Below are 15,137 nucleotides of genomic sequence, written 5' to 3'. Positions count from 1 at the left end.
CAGCGGAAAGTTTCGGTATTTTCTTGAATCGATTTAAAAATTGGAACTCATTTTTATTTTTTTTTTGCAAAATCGCTTAACTTATTTTACTTTAAAGTAGTTTGTCTACATTCTAAAAGCAGGATGTTATGATCCTGCCTTTTTGCTTTCTTACAAACAAGTTGAACAAGGTGATCAGATCTTTTTTAATTTGCCAAAAGAAAAACCTTCTCCAGAAGGGTAGGAAAAGGTTGGGGGATTTAGTTCCAGCTAGCAAAGTCGCAGACACTGAGAATGATCGTTCCAATTTCAATGGGGTCCTCTTTTGCACCCGATTCTAACCAGGTAACAATTACAGATTCGATTGTAGCGATGAAAATTTCTAGACCATACTTGTATGGAACTTGAAAGTCCGAAATGATGTGTTCTTTAGCGTGGGGAGTATCGTCCAGTGCATGAAGGGTAAAACTTCTTACCAATTTACTAAAGTCCGAGCAACAGGATTGTGACAATGCATATATAAAATCATAATTCTCTTTAATAGCGGTCAACACATTGAGAAAGTTAACCTTGACAGGACTTCCTTCAACGAAGAGGCTATCCAATTCTTGCATCATGTCCATTTTCATTTGCTCAAACATGTCGTATTTATCGACATAATGCAGATAGAAGGTCCCGCGGTTAATTCCAGCGGTTTCGGTTAATTGTCGAATAGTGATGCTGTCAAAAGGTTGTTGCAGGAGGAGTTTTGAGAGCGCATTTCGTAAGTCTGACTTTGTTGTTGTTTGTCTTTGGCGTACCATATGTTCCTTTCTATAGTTGTATAAATCTGTTTCTATTTATTTGATATTGAAATAATTTATAGGTTAAATAATTTCACGACACTAACAGATAGCATTATACTCCAAAAATATAAATTAGACAATAATTCTCATTTTTGTACAGATAACGAAAAGTGTACAAAAATTTTACAAATTTATGAATGACGGGCACTGACAAGATTTTGTGAAAATCTCACAATAATTAGTGATTTAAATTAATTCCCTCCTAAAAAAATGGTCAGGAAATTTTTAGGAAAAGGAGGAACAAGATAGAGTGACGAACAAAAAACCAGCACGATTTAAAGTGCTGGTTTCTTTATTTGATAAAAGTCGTCACAATCAAATTGAAATTCAAGATGGTTAAGACAATCGCAACGAGATAGCCTAAGAAAGTATTCCATTTCGCATTGACATGCTCTCCCATGATTTCTTTGTTGGAGGTGAAATAAACCAGAGGGAAGATAGAAAAAGGAAGAGCCGCTGATAGGAAGACTTGAGAATAAACCAGAAGGTCATCGAGGACATGTTCTTGGTCACCGAATAAAATTGCAACGACGATGACAGGAAGAAGGGCAATAATCCGAGTCATGAGACGAACGACCCATTGTGGTAAGCGGAATCGTAAGAAACCTTCCATAACGATTTGACCGGTTAGGGTCCCAGTAATGGTTGAATTTTGGCCACTTGCCAATAAAGCGATGGCAAAGAGCGTAGACAAGAAAGGACTAGCAATAGCACCGGCAATGTGGTTATCCTTGAGGGCATTGTACATACTAGAAAAAGCACCAATCTTATCTCCATGCCCAAAAAAGAGAGCCGCTCCAAGAATCAAGAGGAGAGAGTTGACGACGAAAGCCAAACTCAATTCAATATTTGAATCCCAGGTCATAAAGCGCACTGCCCGTTTGATATCTGCTGGATCCTTATAATCAACTTTTCGCGTTTGCGAAATGGAAGAGTGGAGATAGAGATTGTGGGGCATTACGGTTGCCCCGATGATTCCAAGTGCCAAGGTCAAGGCTTCATTTCCTTTTGGAAGACCAATTCCCAGTACTTCTTTTTGAGGCAGGAATCCAGCAAAGATTCCCCCGATATCTGGTTTCGATAGGAAAACCAGATAGCCGAAAATTGCAAGGATCGTGAGGATCAAGGTTGAAACGATGGCCTCGATCTTTCGAAATCCTAGATGCATGAGCCCCAATAAGAGGAAGACATCAAAGATGGTGATCAGAATGGAAAAAAGCAAGGGCCAGCCAAAAAGAAGGTGGAGGGCAATCCCTGATCCGATGACTTCTGCTAAATCTGTCGCCATCAGGGCAAGCTCGATCACAATCCAAAGGGTATAGCGAAGCCATTTTGGCAAGTGATGGGCGGTTGTTTGGGCCAGGTCCTTACGATGGACAATTCCTAGTTTACCAGCCATTTGTTGCAACTGCATGGCGATTAAAGAGGAGAGAAGAACCACTGATAAGAGGAGGTAACGGTATTGGGCCCCTCCGACGACACTAGTAATCCAGTTTCCCGGATCCATATAGCCGACAGCTACTAGACTTCCTGGCCCTGAAAAGAGCAGGAGAGTCTTCCAAAAAGGGATCCCTTTTGGCACGTCAATAGATTGGTTGATTTCTTGAAGTGATTTCCTTTCAAACTGTTGTAAACTCACAATGAGCCTTCTTTCTAAGAATAATTCAAATTTGTCTCTAATTATAGCATAAAATTTATAATCCTTCATGATAATTTAGGATAACCTTGTTTTCTACTACCTCGATTTCTTTGTAATCTATCAGAAAAGGACTATAATATAGATAGGAAGTAGGAGGGAGGAGAGGAAATGGCCTACATCGAAATGCAGCACTGTTACAAGCGCTATACGAGTGGAGAGACAGAGATTTTCGCTAACCGGGATGTTTCCTTTGAGATTGAAAAAGGCGAGTTGGTCATTATTTTGGGAGCATCAGGAGCTGGAAAATCAACGGTTCTCAATATCTTAGGGGGGATGGACACCAATGACGAGGGTCAGGTTCTGATTGATGGAGTGGATATTGCAAAACTCAATGCTCATCAACGGACGGATTATCGACGAGATGATGTTGGTTTTGTCTTTCAATTTTATAATCTGGTCCCTAATTTGACAGCTAAGGAGAATGTTGAGTTGGCTTCAGAAATTGTTTCTGATGCTCTGGATCCGGAAGCTGTTTTGAAAGAAGTAGGACTTGGCAATCGTCTTGATAATTTTCCTGCCCAATTGTCAGGGGGAGAGCAACAACGGGTGGCGATCGCTCGGGCAGTGGCTAAAAACCCTAAAATTCTCCTTTGTGATGAGCCAACGGGAGCCTTGGATTACCAGACGGGTAAGCAAGTATTGGGGATTTTACAGGATATGTCTCGAAAAAAGGGAGCGACGGTCATCATCGTAACCCATAATGGTGCCCTAGCTCCGATTGCAGACCGTGTGATTCGCATGCATGATGCCAAGGTCAAGTCGGTAGAAATCAATGAGCTTCCTCAAGATATTGCTACGCTAGAATATTAGAAGAGGTGGTAGCATGAAACGAAAAGTCTATTGGAAGGATTTGTTTGCTTCTTTTACACATTCAAAAGGACGCTTTCTCTCCATCTTAACCTTGATGTTGTTGGGAAGCTTGGCCTTGGTTGGCTTAAAGGTGACTACTCCAAATATGCACCGAACGGCTAACCAGTTTATTCAGCAACAAAATATGCTAGATCTTGCTGTCATGGGGGACTTGGGATTAGACCAGGCAGACCAAGAGGAGCTTTTAGGACTCAAAGGGGCGCGTGTCGAATTTGGTTCCCTACTGGATCTGACAGTGAAAGGAACAGGAGAGGCGATTCGACTTTTTTCTCCTCCAAAAAGTCTTTCTTCTTTTCGTGTGACCAAGGGGCGCCTACCCCAAAAAGAAGGGGAACTGGCCCTAGCAAGTTTTTGGAAGGATCGCTATCAGATAGGGGATACCCTCACACTCGAAGAAAAGGCTGGAACGCGCTCTAGTTTAAAGCGAAAGCAATTCACCATTGTTGGATTTGTTCAATCCTCTGAGATGTGGTCTCAAAAAAATTTAGGCACTGCCATGAGTGGCAGTGGGAATCTGGATGCCTATGCTCTGGTTTTAAAAGAGGTCTTTACCACAAAACTTCCCGCGATGGCGCGGATTCAGTTTGATGATCTGAAGTCTTTAGATTCTTTTTCGCAAGTCTACCAAAAAGTTCTCGAAGCTCATCAAGAAGAGTTAGAAAAACTTTTGAAAGATAATGGAAAAGCCCGCTATCAAAGACTCAAGCAGGAGGCGGATGGACAGATTCAAAAAGGCCAGAAAGAACTCAGTCGTGCCAAGGAAACACTCCAGTCAGCCAAGAGTCAGATCGATCAGGCTCAAAAACAATTAGAGTTGCAGGAGGCCCAGTTCAAGAAATTAGCTCCATTTCTGCCAGCTAAAGAGCAAGTAGCCAGTCAAGAAAAGCTCCATCAAGCCCAAGAACAAATTGATCAGAAAAAGAAGGACTGGACTGCAGGTGAAACGGAGCTCACAAAAAAAGAGGAGGAGCTGAAAAAAGCGCAAAGGGAGCGAGATCAGCTAGAAATCCCAACTTATCATGTCTATGACCGCAAGACCATGCCAGGTGGACAAGGTTACTTGATGTATAGCAATGCCAGTAGTAGTATTTCCGCTGTCGGAAATATTTTTCCGGTCGTTCTTTATCTGGTAGCAGCCATGGTGACTTTTACCACGATGACCCGCTTTGTTGATGAAGAGCGGACCAATGCAGGTATTTTTAAGGCGCTGGGCTATCGTACCAAGGACATCATTCTCAAATTTGTCCTCTATGGATTCTTTGCAGGGACGATCGGTACCCTTCTAGGAACCTTGCTGGGCCATTATTTCCTATCGGGAATCATTTCCAACATTATTACGCAAGGGATGGTGATTGGAGAGAGCAGAGAATATTTTTATGGCGATATGACTCTGATTGCGCTCGGACTGTCTTTCGTTGCGAGTGTGCTTCCGGCTTACTGGGTTTCGCGTAAGGAATTAAAAGAAGAAGCCAATCTGTTATTACTGCCCAAACCACCGGTATCTGGTTCGAAGATTTTCCTGGAGCGTCTCCATTTTATTTGGAAGCGTCTGAGTTTCACCCACAAGGTCACTGCTCGTAATCTCTTTCGTTACAAACAACGGATGCTGATGACCATTTTTGGAGTGGCAGGTTCTGTTGCTCTCCTCTTTGCAGGGCTAGGGATTCAATCTTCTGTAGGAGGGGTTCCCAAACGCCAATTTCAAGAGATCCTATCCTATGAGTTGATTGTAGCCCAAAAAACCAATGCATCAAGCCAAGAAAGCAAGCAACTAACCAATCGTCTGGCAAATTCAGATATCAAAGATTATCGACCGATTTATAGTAAGGTCATCGAAGCTTCTTTAAAGGGTGGACGCGACAAGCAGACCATTATGATGATGGTAACGGATCGTGCAGATTTTTCTCCCTTTATCAGCCTGCGTTCTCTCAAGCAAGGAGAGTCCTTGTCTCTCAAGCAAGGAGTCATCATCAGTAGTAAGCTAGCACAACTAGCCCGGGTTACAGTCGGTGATCGACTGACCTTAGATGGTCATACTTTTACGGTAGCAGGAATCACTGAAAATTATGTAGGCCATTTTGTCTATATGGATCAGGCAAGTTACCAAAAAATCTACGGAAAGCGGACTTCAGCAAATAGCTATTTGCTGAAGTTGAAAAATCCTTCTACACGACAAGTGCAGGCTGTCAGTCGGGATATGATGAATCTTGCAGCTGTAAAGGCGGTTCGTCAGAACGCTTCGATGATTTCCCTCTTTAACTCAGTTGCCAAATCTTTGGACACCACTATGATGATTCTAGTAGTCGTATCGATCTTGCTAGCTATCGTGATCTTGTATAATTTAACCAATATCAATGTGGCAGAGCGGATCCGTGAATTATCGACCATTAAGGTCTTAGGATTCCATAATAAGGAAGTGACGCTCTATATTTACCGCGAAACCATCTTATTGTCTATCATAGGGATCCTCATGGGATTAGTGGGTGGTTATTATCTTCATCAATTCCTCATTGCTATGATTGCACCAGATGCCATTCTCTTTTACCCTAAAGTCGGACTTGGCGTTTTCCTCTTCCCTGTCGGAGGAATGCTCCTTCTCTTGATCCTGTTAGGAATTTATGTTGACCATTATCTTCGAAAAGTAGACATGCTCGAAGCCCTCAAATCAGTAGACTAAGATACAAAGCCGTTAAGCAACTCTTTGGAAAAAGATAAATCCAACGACGAAGCGTCCGCTTCTAGCCTGAGTTTTCATTTCTGGTAGCATGGAATGTTCATAAAACTTTCACCTTTGGGTGGAAGTTTTTCTTCTCTTTGTTATAATGGAGAGAAGGAGAAGATCATGACTAAAATTGCTTTACTTTCAGATATTCATGGAAATACGACAGCATTGGAAGCTGTCCTAGAGGATAGTCGAAAAGCCAAGGTGGATGAATATTGGCTCTTAGGAGATAGTTTGATGCCTGGAACAGGGAGACGGGCCCTCTTGGAGCTGTTAGAGGAGTTACCTATTACGGTCAAAGTCCTTGGGAACTGGGAAGATAGTCTTTGGCGGGCTATGAGAGGGATGTTGGATGAGACTAGACCGAGTCATCGCTACCTCATGCGCCAGTGTCAATATATTCTGGAAGAAATCACGCCTCAGGAAATTGAAGCCATGCAGGAAATGCCCATGCAGGTCCATAGAGAAATCGCCGGTTTAAAGATCGGCATTACCCACCACTTACCCAATAAGAATTGGGGTCGGGAATTGATCCACATTGGTGAGCAGAAGGATTTTGATCGCTTGGTGACAAATCCGTCTTGTGATATTGCAGTCTACGGACACATTCACCAGCAGTTTTTTCGCTACGGGACAGGAGGAGAACTGATCATCAATCCTGGGTCGATCGGTCAACCTTTCTTTTTGGAAAAGAATCTTCGCAAGGATCTTCGGGCCATGTATGCTATTCTTGAATTTGATCAAATGGGCCTAAAAGATGTTGATTTTAGACGGGTGGACTATGATGTCCAAAAAGAACTACAACTCGCAAAAGATCTCCATCTTCCTTATTATCAAGTGTATTATGAAAGTTTGGTCAATGGCATTCATCATACCCACAATCATGAGCTACTTCATGAGATTGAGCAGAGAGAAGGTCATGATCGAGAAATCGATGCTTGGTTAGAGGACTTTTTTCAAAAGTGTAACTGTTGACATTACAACAAAAACTAGTATAATAAGGGTAGTAAGAGTCGTCTGTTGACAATCGTCCAATGGATGTCACTTTCAGAACAGGCAGAAAGGAGAAAAGACATGCAAATTTCGAGTCGGTTTACCATTGGAACCCATGTACTAGTGATGATTGCCCTAAAAGGGGACTGTACCAAGGTGACCAGTGATATGATTGCTGAGAGTGTTGGGGTGAACCCGGTCATTATTCGAAAGACCTTGTCTCAGTTAAAGAAAGCGGGATTGATCCATGTAGCGCGTGGGACAGGAGGAGCTGAACTCGCTAAAGCAGCCGATGAGATCAGTCTGCTGGATATCTATCAAGCGGTCGAATGCTTAGGTTCGACAGGCCAATTATTTGGTTTCCATGAAAACCCCAATCCAAATTGCCCAATAGGTCACAATATCCATCATGTCTTAGATGGGAAGCTCGAAGACATTCAGACTGCTATGGAAAAAGAGATGGCTCAAACCAGCCTAAAAGAAGTCGTAGAAGACGCGCAGAAAAGAATGGACCTCGAATCGGTTTCATAAGAAAAAAGAGAGTGGGACAGAAATCGGTCATTCGTTAGAATTCGATTTCGTCGTCCCACCTCCGAACAGTTGAGTAGGCTGTAAAAGCTGATGAAATCAGCGTAGTAGAGACTACTCAACCACTGCGTCTTGTTCGACAATCCAAAAACAATTAAGAGGCTAGGACTTTTGTCCCAGCCTCATTTTTTATATTTATTGACGAAACATTCTGTTTGCTGCGACTTGGATCTACAAAAGGATTAGTCAAAGTAAAGCAAGTCTTTGCTGGTTTCTGTAAAGAGTCCAAAGCCGTCTTTTGTGACATAGCCGCAGTCTTCGATACGGACTCCGACTTTACCTGGGATATAGATCCCTGGTTCGACTGAGAAGCACATGCCTTCTTCAAGCACCAGGTCATTTCCTTCCATAATAGAAGGGAATTCATGCACATCCATACCGATACCGTGTCCAAGGCGGTGGTTGAAGTATTCACCATAGCCAGCTTTTTCGATGACGCTCCGTGCAGCACAGTCAACGTCATGTGCGGTTACACCAGGTTTGATCATATCGATGGCTGCTTGTTGAGCTTCTAACGTCAAGTGGTAGATTTCTTTTTTGAAATCATCCGGTTTTCCAACCGCGACGGTACGGGTCATATCAGACGCATAACCATTCACCATACAGCCAAGGTCAAAGAGCAAGAGAGCATTGTTTTCGACTTTATTGCTTCCAGGAATACCGTGGGGGTTAGCTGCATTATTCCCCGTCAGGACCATCGTTTCAAAGCTCATTTCATAGCCCAAGCGTTTGATGCCAAAGTCGATTTCTGCAACGATATCAGTTTCTGTTTTATCCAGTGAGATGGCATCAAATCCCATATTGACAGCCTTATCTGCGTATTGACCGGCAACCAACATCTTTTGGATCTCATCAGCAGATTTGATCAAGCGCATGCGGTTAATCCGTGGTGTTAAGTTAGTAAATTCCGCTTTTTCAAAGACAGTGCGCAAACCATTGTACTTGGTCAGAATCAAGTTATCATATTCAAGTGCAACAGTTTTAGCATCTGGTTTAGCGATAGCCCCTTTAATCTTTTCCCAAGGGTTTTCAGAATCTACATAGCCAACTACTTGGAAATCGACAACTACAGTCGCCCGTTCCACTTCAAGTGCAGGAACGAAGAGAAGGGGTTCGTGGTCTGTATAGACGAACAAGAAGAGTTGGCGTTCGTGGGGATCACTGTAAAATCCAGTCAGGTAATTGATGGTGACAGGATCGGATACAACAGCGACGTCTGTTTTTTCAGTTTCAAGAAAATCGACGATTTGATCTAATTTAGACATAATGCTACCTTCTTTCTATGGATCTATTTTGTCAAATTTTCCCTAAAAAAGCAAGAGTTTACAAAATTTTACCAAAATACTTGAAAGTGTTTACAATCCATGATAAAATAGGATTAATTAGAGAGTGAAAACGAAATTTTCAATAATGAAAGGAAATCTTATGAATACAGACGATACAGTAACGATTTATGATGTCGCCCGTGAAGCAGGGGTTTCAATGGCAACCGTTAGTCGTGTAGTGAATGGAAATAAGAACGTTAAAGAAAATACACGTAAAAAAGTTTTGGAAGTGATCGAACGCTTGGATTACCGTCCAAATGCTGTTGCGCGTGGTCTTGCCAGCAAGAAAACCACAACAGTCGGTGTTGTGATTCCAAACATTACCAACAGCTATTTTTCTACCTTGGCTAAAGGGATTGATGACATTGCGGAAATGTACAAGTACAACATCGTCCTTGCAAATAGCGATGAAGACGATGACAAAGAAGTTTCAGTGGTAAACAACCTCTTTTCAAAACAAGTGGATGGGATCATTTTCATGGGCTATCACTTGACTGAAAAGATTCGCTCAGAATTTTCACGCTCTCGGACGCCAGTCGTCCTTGCTGGGACAGTCGATGTAGAACACCAATTACCAAGTGTCAATATCGACTACAAGCAAGCGACTGTTGATGCTGTTGTACAATTGGCAAAACACAACAAGAAAATTGCTTTTGTAAGTGGCCCATTGGTGGATGATATCAATGGAAAAATCCGTTTGGCTGGCTATAAAGAAGCTTTGAAAACGAAAAAATTGAGTTACAGCGAAGGACTTGTCTTTGAATCGAAATACCGTTATGATGAAGGTTACAACTTGGCAGAACGCATCATTGCGTCAAAAGCAACAGCTGCTTTTGTGACAGGTGATGAATTGGCTGCAGGTCTCTTGAACGGCTTGTCTGATCACGGTATCAAAGTACCAGAAGACTTTGAAATCATTACTAGTGATGATTCACAAGTAACACGTTACACGCGTCCAAATCTATCAACGATTGGCCAACCCTTGTATGACCTAGGTGCGATTAGTATGCGTATGTTGACCAAGATCATGCACAAAGAAGAGTTGGAAGAACGCGAAGTGTTGTTGTCTCATACGATCAACCAACGTGGTACGACGAAAAAATAAGGATTAGTTGACTAGAGTCTCGACTTGGGAAGACGTGTCTACTAGTCTGAGAGGTTAGAACAAAACTGTTCTAGCCTCTTTTTTATACTAGAAACAGGTAGAGACTTGCTGGGCACTCTTTATTTCGGTATAATAGAAGGTATGAAAGTTTTACTGTATTTAGAAGGAAAATCCGTATTACAAAAATCAGGAATTGGTCGAGCCTTGCAGCACCAAATGCATGCGCTTGATTTGGCTGGGATTCCGTATACGACAGATATTTTAGGAGATTATGATGTGGTGCATATCAATACCTATGGCCCACGGAGTTTCCTTTTGCTCCATGCAGCAAAACGTCGTGGAAAGAAAGTTATCATGCATGGTCATTCAACCCGTGAGGATTTTGAAAATTCCTTTATCGGGTCTAACTTTTTTGCGCCCTTGTTTGGGAAGTATCTGGCTCATATGTACCAAAAGGCAGACTATGTGATCACGCCATCTGAGTATTCCAAACACCTGATTCAGTCTTATGGGGTGACAACTCCGATTATTGCGGTCTCCAATGGGATTGATTTGGAAAAATACAAGAAGGATCCGAAAAAAGAAGAAGTCTTTCGCAAGCATTTTAATATCCAAGAAGGCCAAAAAGTTGTTATCTGTGCGGGGCTGTATTTTAAACGCAAAGGGATTGAAGATTTCGTAGAAGTGGCCCGTCGCATGCCGGATGTGCGCTTTATTTGGCTTGGATCGATTAACAAATGGATCATTCCGCGTAAGATTCGTCGCATAGTGGAAAAGGATCATCCTAGTAATGTGGAATTCCCTGGCTATTTCAAGGGAGCGGTCTTCCAAGGAGCTATGACGGGTTCAGATGCTTTCTTCTTCCCATCTTATGAAGAAACAGAAGGAATCGTTGTTTTAGAAGCTTTGGCTAGTCATCAGCATACGGTCTTGCGGGACATTCCCGTATACAATGGCTGGATCGACGAGAACTCATCTGAATTTTGCCACAATGTGGATGAATTTGTGGATTCCTTGAACAAGGTCTTGAACGGACAAGTAGATAAGCGGGAGGCTGGCTACAAGGTTGCTGAGAGTCGTTCGATCGACTTAGTGGCTCATCAATTGGTCGAAGCCTATCAAACAGTTTTGGAGATGTAAGATGCGTGTAGGATTATTTACAGATACCTATTTCCCGCAAGTTTCGGGAGTGGCGACCAGCATTCGGACGCTCAAAACAGAATTAGAAAAATTGGGTCACACGGTCTTTATCTTTACGACAACGGATAAAGATGTGAACCGCTATGAAGATTGGCAGATTATTCGGATTCCAAGTGTGCCTTTCTTCGCCTTTAAGGACCGCCGCGTTGCTTATCGTGGTTTTTCAAAGGCACTTGCCATTGCCAAGCAATACCAGTTGGATATTATCCATACCCAGACTGAGTTTTCATTAGGCCTTTTGGGAGTTTGGATTGGACGCGAATTGCGGATTCCAGTCATTCATACCTACCATACCCAGTATGAGGACTATGTCCGCTATATTGCGAGAGGCATGGTCATTCGCCCAAGTATGGTCAAATACATTGTGAGAAGTTACATGAATGATCTGGACGGCGTGATCTGCCCAAGCGAGATCGTCTATGACTTGCTCCAAAAGTACAAGGTCAAGGCAGAAAAGCGCATTATTCCGACAGGGATTGATTTGGCCAAGTTTGACCGGCCAGAAATTACTCCGACAGAGACTGCGGCTCTTCGTGAAAAATATGAAGTCGCAGAAGATGAAACGCTTTTATTGAGCTTGTCGCGGGTCTCTTATGAAAAAAATATTCAGGCTGTTATTGCGGCTCTTCCTGATGTCCTTCAGGTCAATCAAAAAGTCAAGTTGATTGTGGCTGGGGATGGACCTTATTTGGATGATCTGAAAAAACAAGCGGCGAAACTTGGCGTTTCAGATGCGGTTGTCTTTACAGGAATGATCCCACCCAATGAAACAGCTCTCTATTATAAGGCGGCTGACTTCTTTATTTCAGCTTCAACGAGTGAGACGCAAGGTTTGACCTATTTAGAGAGTATTGCGAGTGGTACCCCGATCATCGCTCATGGCAATCCTTATCTCGATCATGTGATTGATGACCCTATGTTTGGGAAACTCTTTTATGAGGAGAGCGATCTGGCCCAAGCGATTCTTGAAGCGATCGACGAGATGCCTGCAATCGACGAGACCAAGTGGGCAGAAAAGATCGATGATATTTCTGCAGCAACCTTCGGCCGTCGAGTCTATGAATTTTACCTGGATAAAATCATCTCTAAAGACTTCTCAAATGACTTGAACCCAGAGCAAAGTCGGGTTAAGCGGATGTCCAAGACCATTGTGAAAATCCCAACCAAGGTCATTGCTCTTCCGGTTAATGGATCTGTGAAGATAATGAAGGCGTCTGTCAAACAGGTGAAGAAAATCCGTAAAATCACGCATTTCTTTGATTGAAAATGAAACTTTCTCTTGCAATATTTTTCAATCGTGTTATAATTACTGACAGAGACATATCAAATCTAGGAAATCTGATAGAGAGCGCGTGGAGCTGGAAATCGCGTAGAGGATAGATTTGGGACTACTCGATATACTTTTATGCAAACATAAAACGGTGGCCACGTTAGAGCCAATCAGAGGTGTCCCTCTTTTTTGAGGAACATAAATGAAGGTGGAACCACGTTGCGACGTCCTTTTTGGATGTCGCTTTTTTGTGTTCATCTTCTGCTTGAAGACACCTCTTCCCAAACATTACTTACGAAATTAATTTAAGGAGAAAATCATGATTCAAATTACTTTCCCAGATGGCGCTGTTCGTGAATTCGAATCTGGCGTTACAACTTTTGAAATTGCACAATCCATCAGCAATTCCCTAGCTAAAAAAGCTCTTGCTGGTAAATTCAACGGCAAATTGATTGACACAACTCGTGCGATTACCGAAGACGGAAGCATTGAAATCGTGACACCTGATCACGAAGATGCTCTTCCAATCTTGCGTCACTCAGCGGCTCACTTGTTCGCTCAAGCAGCTCGTCGCCTCTTCCCAGATATCCACTTGGGTGTCGGTCCAGCCATCGAAGATGGTTTCTACTACGATACAGACAACCAAGCTGGTCAAATCTCTAACGAAGACCTTCCTCGTATCGAAGAAGAAATGAAGAAAATCGTTAAAGAAAACTTCCCATCTATTCGTGAAGAAGTGACTAAAGATGAAGCGCGTGAAATCTTCAAAAATGATCCATACAAATTGGAATTGATCGAAGAACACTCTGAAGACGAAGGTGGTTTGACCATCTACCGTCAAGGTGAATACGTGGATCTCTGCCGTGGCCCACACGTCCCATCAACTGGTCGCATCCAAATCTTCCACCTTTTGAATGTGGCAGGTGCTTACTGGCGTGGAAATAGCGATAACGCTATGATGCAACGGATCTATGGTACCGCTTGGTTTGATAAGAAAGATTTGAAGAACTACCTTCAAATGCGTGAAGAAGCTAAAGAGCGTGACCACCGTAAACTTGGGAAAGAGCTTGATTTGTTCATGATTTCTCAAGAAGTTGGTCAAGGTCTTCCATTCTGGTTGCCAAATGGAGCTACGATTCGTCGTGAGTTGGAACGCTACATCGTTGATAAAGAAGTCGCAGCAGGCTACCAACACGTTTACACTCCACCAATTGCTTCTGTAGAACTTTATAAGACTTCAGGTCACTGGGATCACTACCGTGAAGACATGTTCCCACCAATGGATATGGGGGATGGAGAAGAGTTTGTTCTTCGTCCAATGAACTGTCCTCACCACATCGAAGTTTACAAACACCATGTGCACTCTTACCGCGAATTGCCAATCCGTATCGCTGAAATCGGTATGATGCACCGTTATGAAAAATCTGGTGCCCTTACAGGACTTCAACGTGTGCGTGAAATGTCTCTGAATGATGGTCATACCTTTGTGGCTCCAGAACAAATCGAGGAAGAATTCAAGAAGATCCTTCAATTGATCATCGATGTGTATGAAGACTTTAACTTGACAGATTATCGTTTCCGCTTGTCTTACCGTGATCCTGAAGACAAACACAAATACTTTGATAACGATGAAATGTGGGAAAATGCTCAACGCATGTTGAAAGCAGCCGTTGATGATATGGGTGTTGAGTACTATGAAGCTGAAGGGGAAGCAGCCTTCTACGGACCAAAATTGGATATCCAAGTGAAAACAGCTCTTGGTAAAGAAGAAACTCTTTCAACTATCCAATTGGACTTCTTGCTTCCAGAACGCTTTGATCTTCATTACATTGGAGCAGACGGGGAAGAACACCGTCCAGTCATGATCCACCGTGGGGTAATCTCAACCATGGAACGCTTTACTGCGATCTTGATTGAAAACTACAAGGGAGCTTTCCCAACCTGGCTTGCCCCTCACCAAGTAACCCTTATCCCAGTGTCGAACGAAAAACACGTGGACTATGCTTGGGAAGTGGCTAAGAAACTTCGTGATCGCGGTGTTCGTGCCGATGTAGATGAACGCAATGAGAAAATGCAGTTCAAGATTCGTGCTTCTCAAACTCAAAAAATTCCTTACCAATTAATCGTTGGGGACAAGGAAATGGAAGAGCAGGCTGTAAACGTTCGCCGTTATGGTCAAAAAGAAACAGAAACCATGCCGGTAGATGCATTTGTAGAATTGATTCTTGCAGATATTGCAAATAAATCTCGTGTTGAGAAATAAAACGATCACAGTCTGAGGAATATTTTTTAGTAATAAAAAGCAACAACTATTTCAGTTGTTGCTTTTTCTATTTTGTTTAACCTGAGCTAGTAGTGATCGGTCAAACCACCACAAATAGTATCCTCATCAACAATCCTTTCTATCCATTAACTTTTGGATATAGGATATCCTCCCAAGATTTGCTTCCATGAGTTAGATAAGTTGACTATCCTCAGTCCTTGTCTGCTTCATTTTCTTTTACGAGATCGTTTTGTGAATCTTTTTCAGAGAGTTTTTGA

General features: G+C 42.6%; 11 protein-coding genes and 1 pseudogene. 9 read left to right on the top strand and 3 right to left on the bottom strand.

The window, feature by feature from the left end; all coding sequences use genetic code 11:
- Positions 1 to 239: 239 nt before the first annotated feature.
- Together ADI76_RS03000 and ADI76_RS02995 are read right to left on the bottom strand one after the other, a co-directional pair.
- Positions 240 to 782, bottom strand: a complete 543-nt coding sequence (locus ADI76_RS03000) for a TetR/AcrR family transcriptional regulator (RefSeq protein WP_031576432.1) — start codon at positions 780 to 782, stop codon at positions 240 to 242.
- A gap of 334 nt (positions 783 to 1,116) precedes the next feature.
- Positions 1,117 to 2,463: an Nramp family divalent metal transporter gene (locus tag ADI76_RS02995; protein WP_003005441.1), complete on the bottom strand. Its 1,347-nt coding sequence runs from the start codon at positions 2,461 to 2,463 to the stop codon at positions 1,117 to 1,119.
- A 168-nt stretch (positions 2,464 to 2,631) separates the two neighbouring features.
- Between ADI76_RS02995 and ADI76_RS02990 the strand changes: the two genes are divergently transcribed.
- The 4 genes from ADI76_RS02990 (at position 2,632) to ADI76_RS02975 (ending at position 7,639) form a co-directional block, all read left to right on the top strand.
- A complete protein-coding gene (locus tag ADI76_RS02990) occupies positions 2,632 to 3,333 on the top strand; it encodes an ABC transporter ATP-binding protein (protein ID WP_049514710.1) in 702 nt (233 codons plus the stop codon).
- A gap of 13 nt (positions 3,334 to 3,346) precedes the next feature.
- Positions 3,347 to 6,070 carry an FtsX-like permease family protein gene (locus ADI76_RS02985; protein WP_049514708.1) on the top strand — a complete coding sequence of 908 codons (2,724 nt, stop codon included), beginning with the start codon at positions 3,347 to 3,349 and terminating at the stop codon, positions 6,068 to 6,070.
- A gap of 165 nt (positions 6,071 to 6,235) precedes the next feature.
- Entirely contained in the window at positions 6,236 to 7,090 is an 855-nt protein-coding gene (locus tag ADI76_RS02980) for a metallophosphoesterase family protein (protein ID WP_049514705.1), read from the top strand.
- Positions 7,091 to 7,189: 99 nt separating this feature from the next.
- Positions 7,190 to 7,639 carry an Rrf2 family transcriptional regulator gene (locus ADI76_RS02975; RefSeq protein ID WP_045759708.1) on the top strand — a complete coding sequence of 150 codons (450 nt, stop codon included), beginning with the start codon at positions 7,190 to 7,192 and terminating at the stop codon, positions 7,637 to 7,639.
- A 239-nt stretch (positions 7,640 to 7,878) separates the two neighbouring features.
- Here ADI76_RS02975 and ADI76_RS02970 read toward each other — a convergent pair whose 3' ends face one another.
- Positions 7,879 to 8,961: a M24 family metallopeptidase gene (locus ADI76_RS02970; RefSeq protein WP_049514703.1), complete on the bottom strand. Its 1,083-nt coding sequence runs from the start codon at positions 8,959 to 8,961 to the stop codon at positions 7,879 to 7,881.
- 160 nt (positions 8,962 to 9,121) lie between these two features.
- Between ADI76_RS02970 and ccpA the strand changes: the two genes are divergently transcribed.
- The 5 genes and pseudogenes from ccpA (at position 9,122) to thrS (ending at position 14,859) form a co-directional block, all read left to right on the top strand.
- On the top strand, positions 9,122 to 10,126 hold the full coding sequence (gene ccpA, locus ADI76_RS02965; RefSeq protein ID WP_049514700.1) for a catabolite control protein A: 1,005 nt from the start codon (positions 9,122 to 9,124) through the stop codon (positions 10,124 to 10,126).
- A gap of 141 nt (positions 10,127 to 10,267) precedes the next feature.
- Positions 10,268 to 11,266, top strand: a complete 999-nt coding sequence (locus tag ADI76_RS02960) for a glycosyltransferase family 4 protein (RefSeq protein WP_049514699.1) — start codon at positions 10,268 to 10,270, stop codon at positions 11,264 to 11,266.
- A 1-nt stretch (position 11,267) separates the two neighbouring features.
- A complete protein-coding gene (locus ADI76_RS02955) occupies positions 11,268 to 12,590 on the top strand; it encodes a glycosyltransferase family 4 protein (protein WP_049514697.1) in 1,323 nt (440 codons plus the stop codon).
- A gap of 112 nt (positions 12,591 to 12,702) precedes the next feature.
- Positions 12,703 to 12,905 (top strand): annotated as a pseudogene (locus ADI76_RS11880) (hypothetical protein).
- A 10-nt stretch (positions 12,906 to 12,915) separates the two neighbouring features.
- Positions 12,916 to 14,859 (top strand): threonine--tRNA ligase, encoded by a 1,944-nt coding sequence (gene thrS / locus ADI76_RS02950; protein ID WP_049514695.1) that lies wholly within the window; start codon positions 12,916 to 12,918, stop codon positions 14,857 to 14,859.
- Positions 14,860 to 15,137: the final 278 nt, after the last annotated feature.

This window comes from Streptococcus parasanguinis (assembly GCF_001074805.1).
Classification (GTDB): domain Bacteria; phylum Bacillota; class Bacilli; order Lactobacillales; family Streptococcaceae; genus Streptococcus; species Streptococcus parasanguinis_A.
This window is presented reverse-complemented; position numbering and strand designations above follow the sequence as displayed.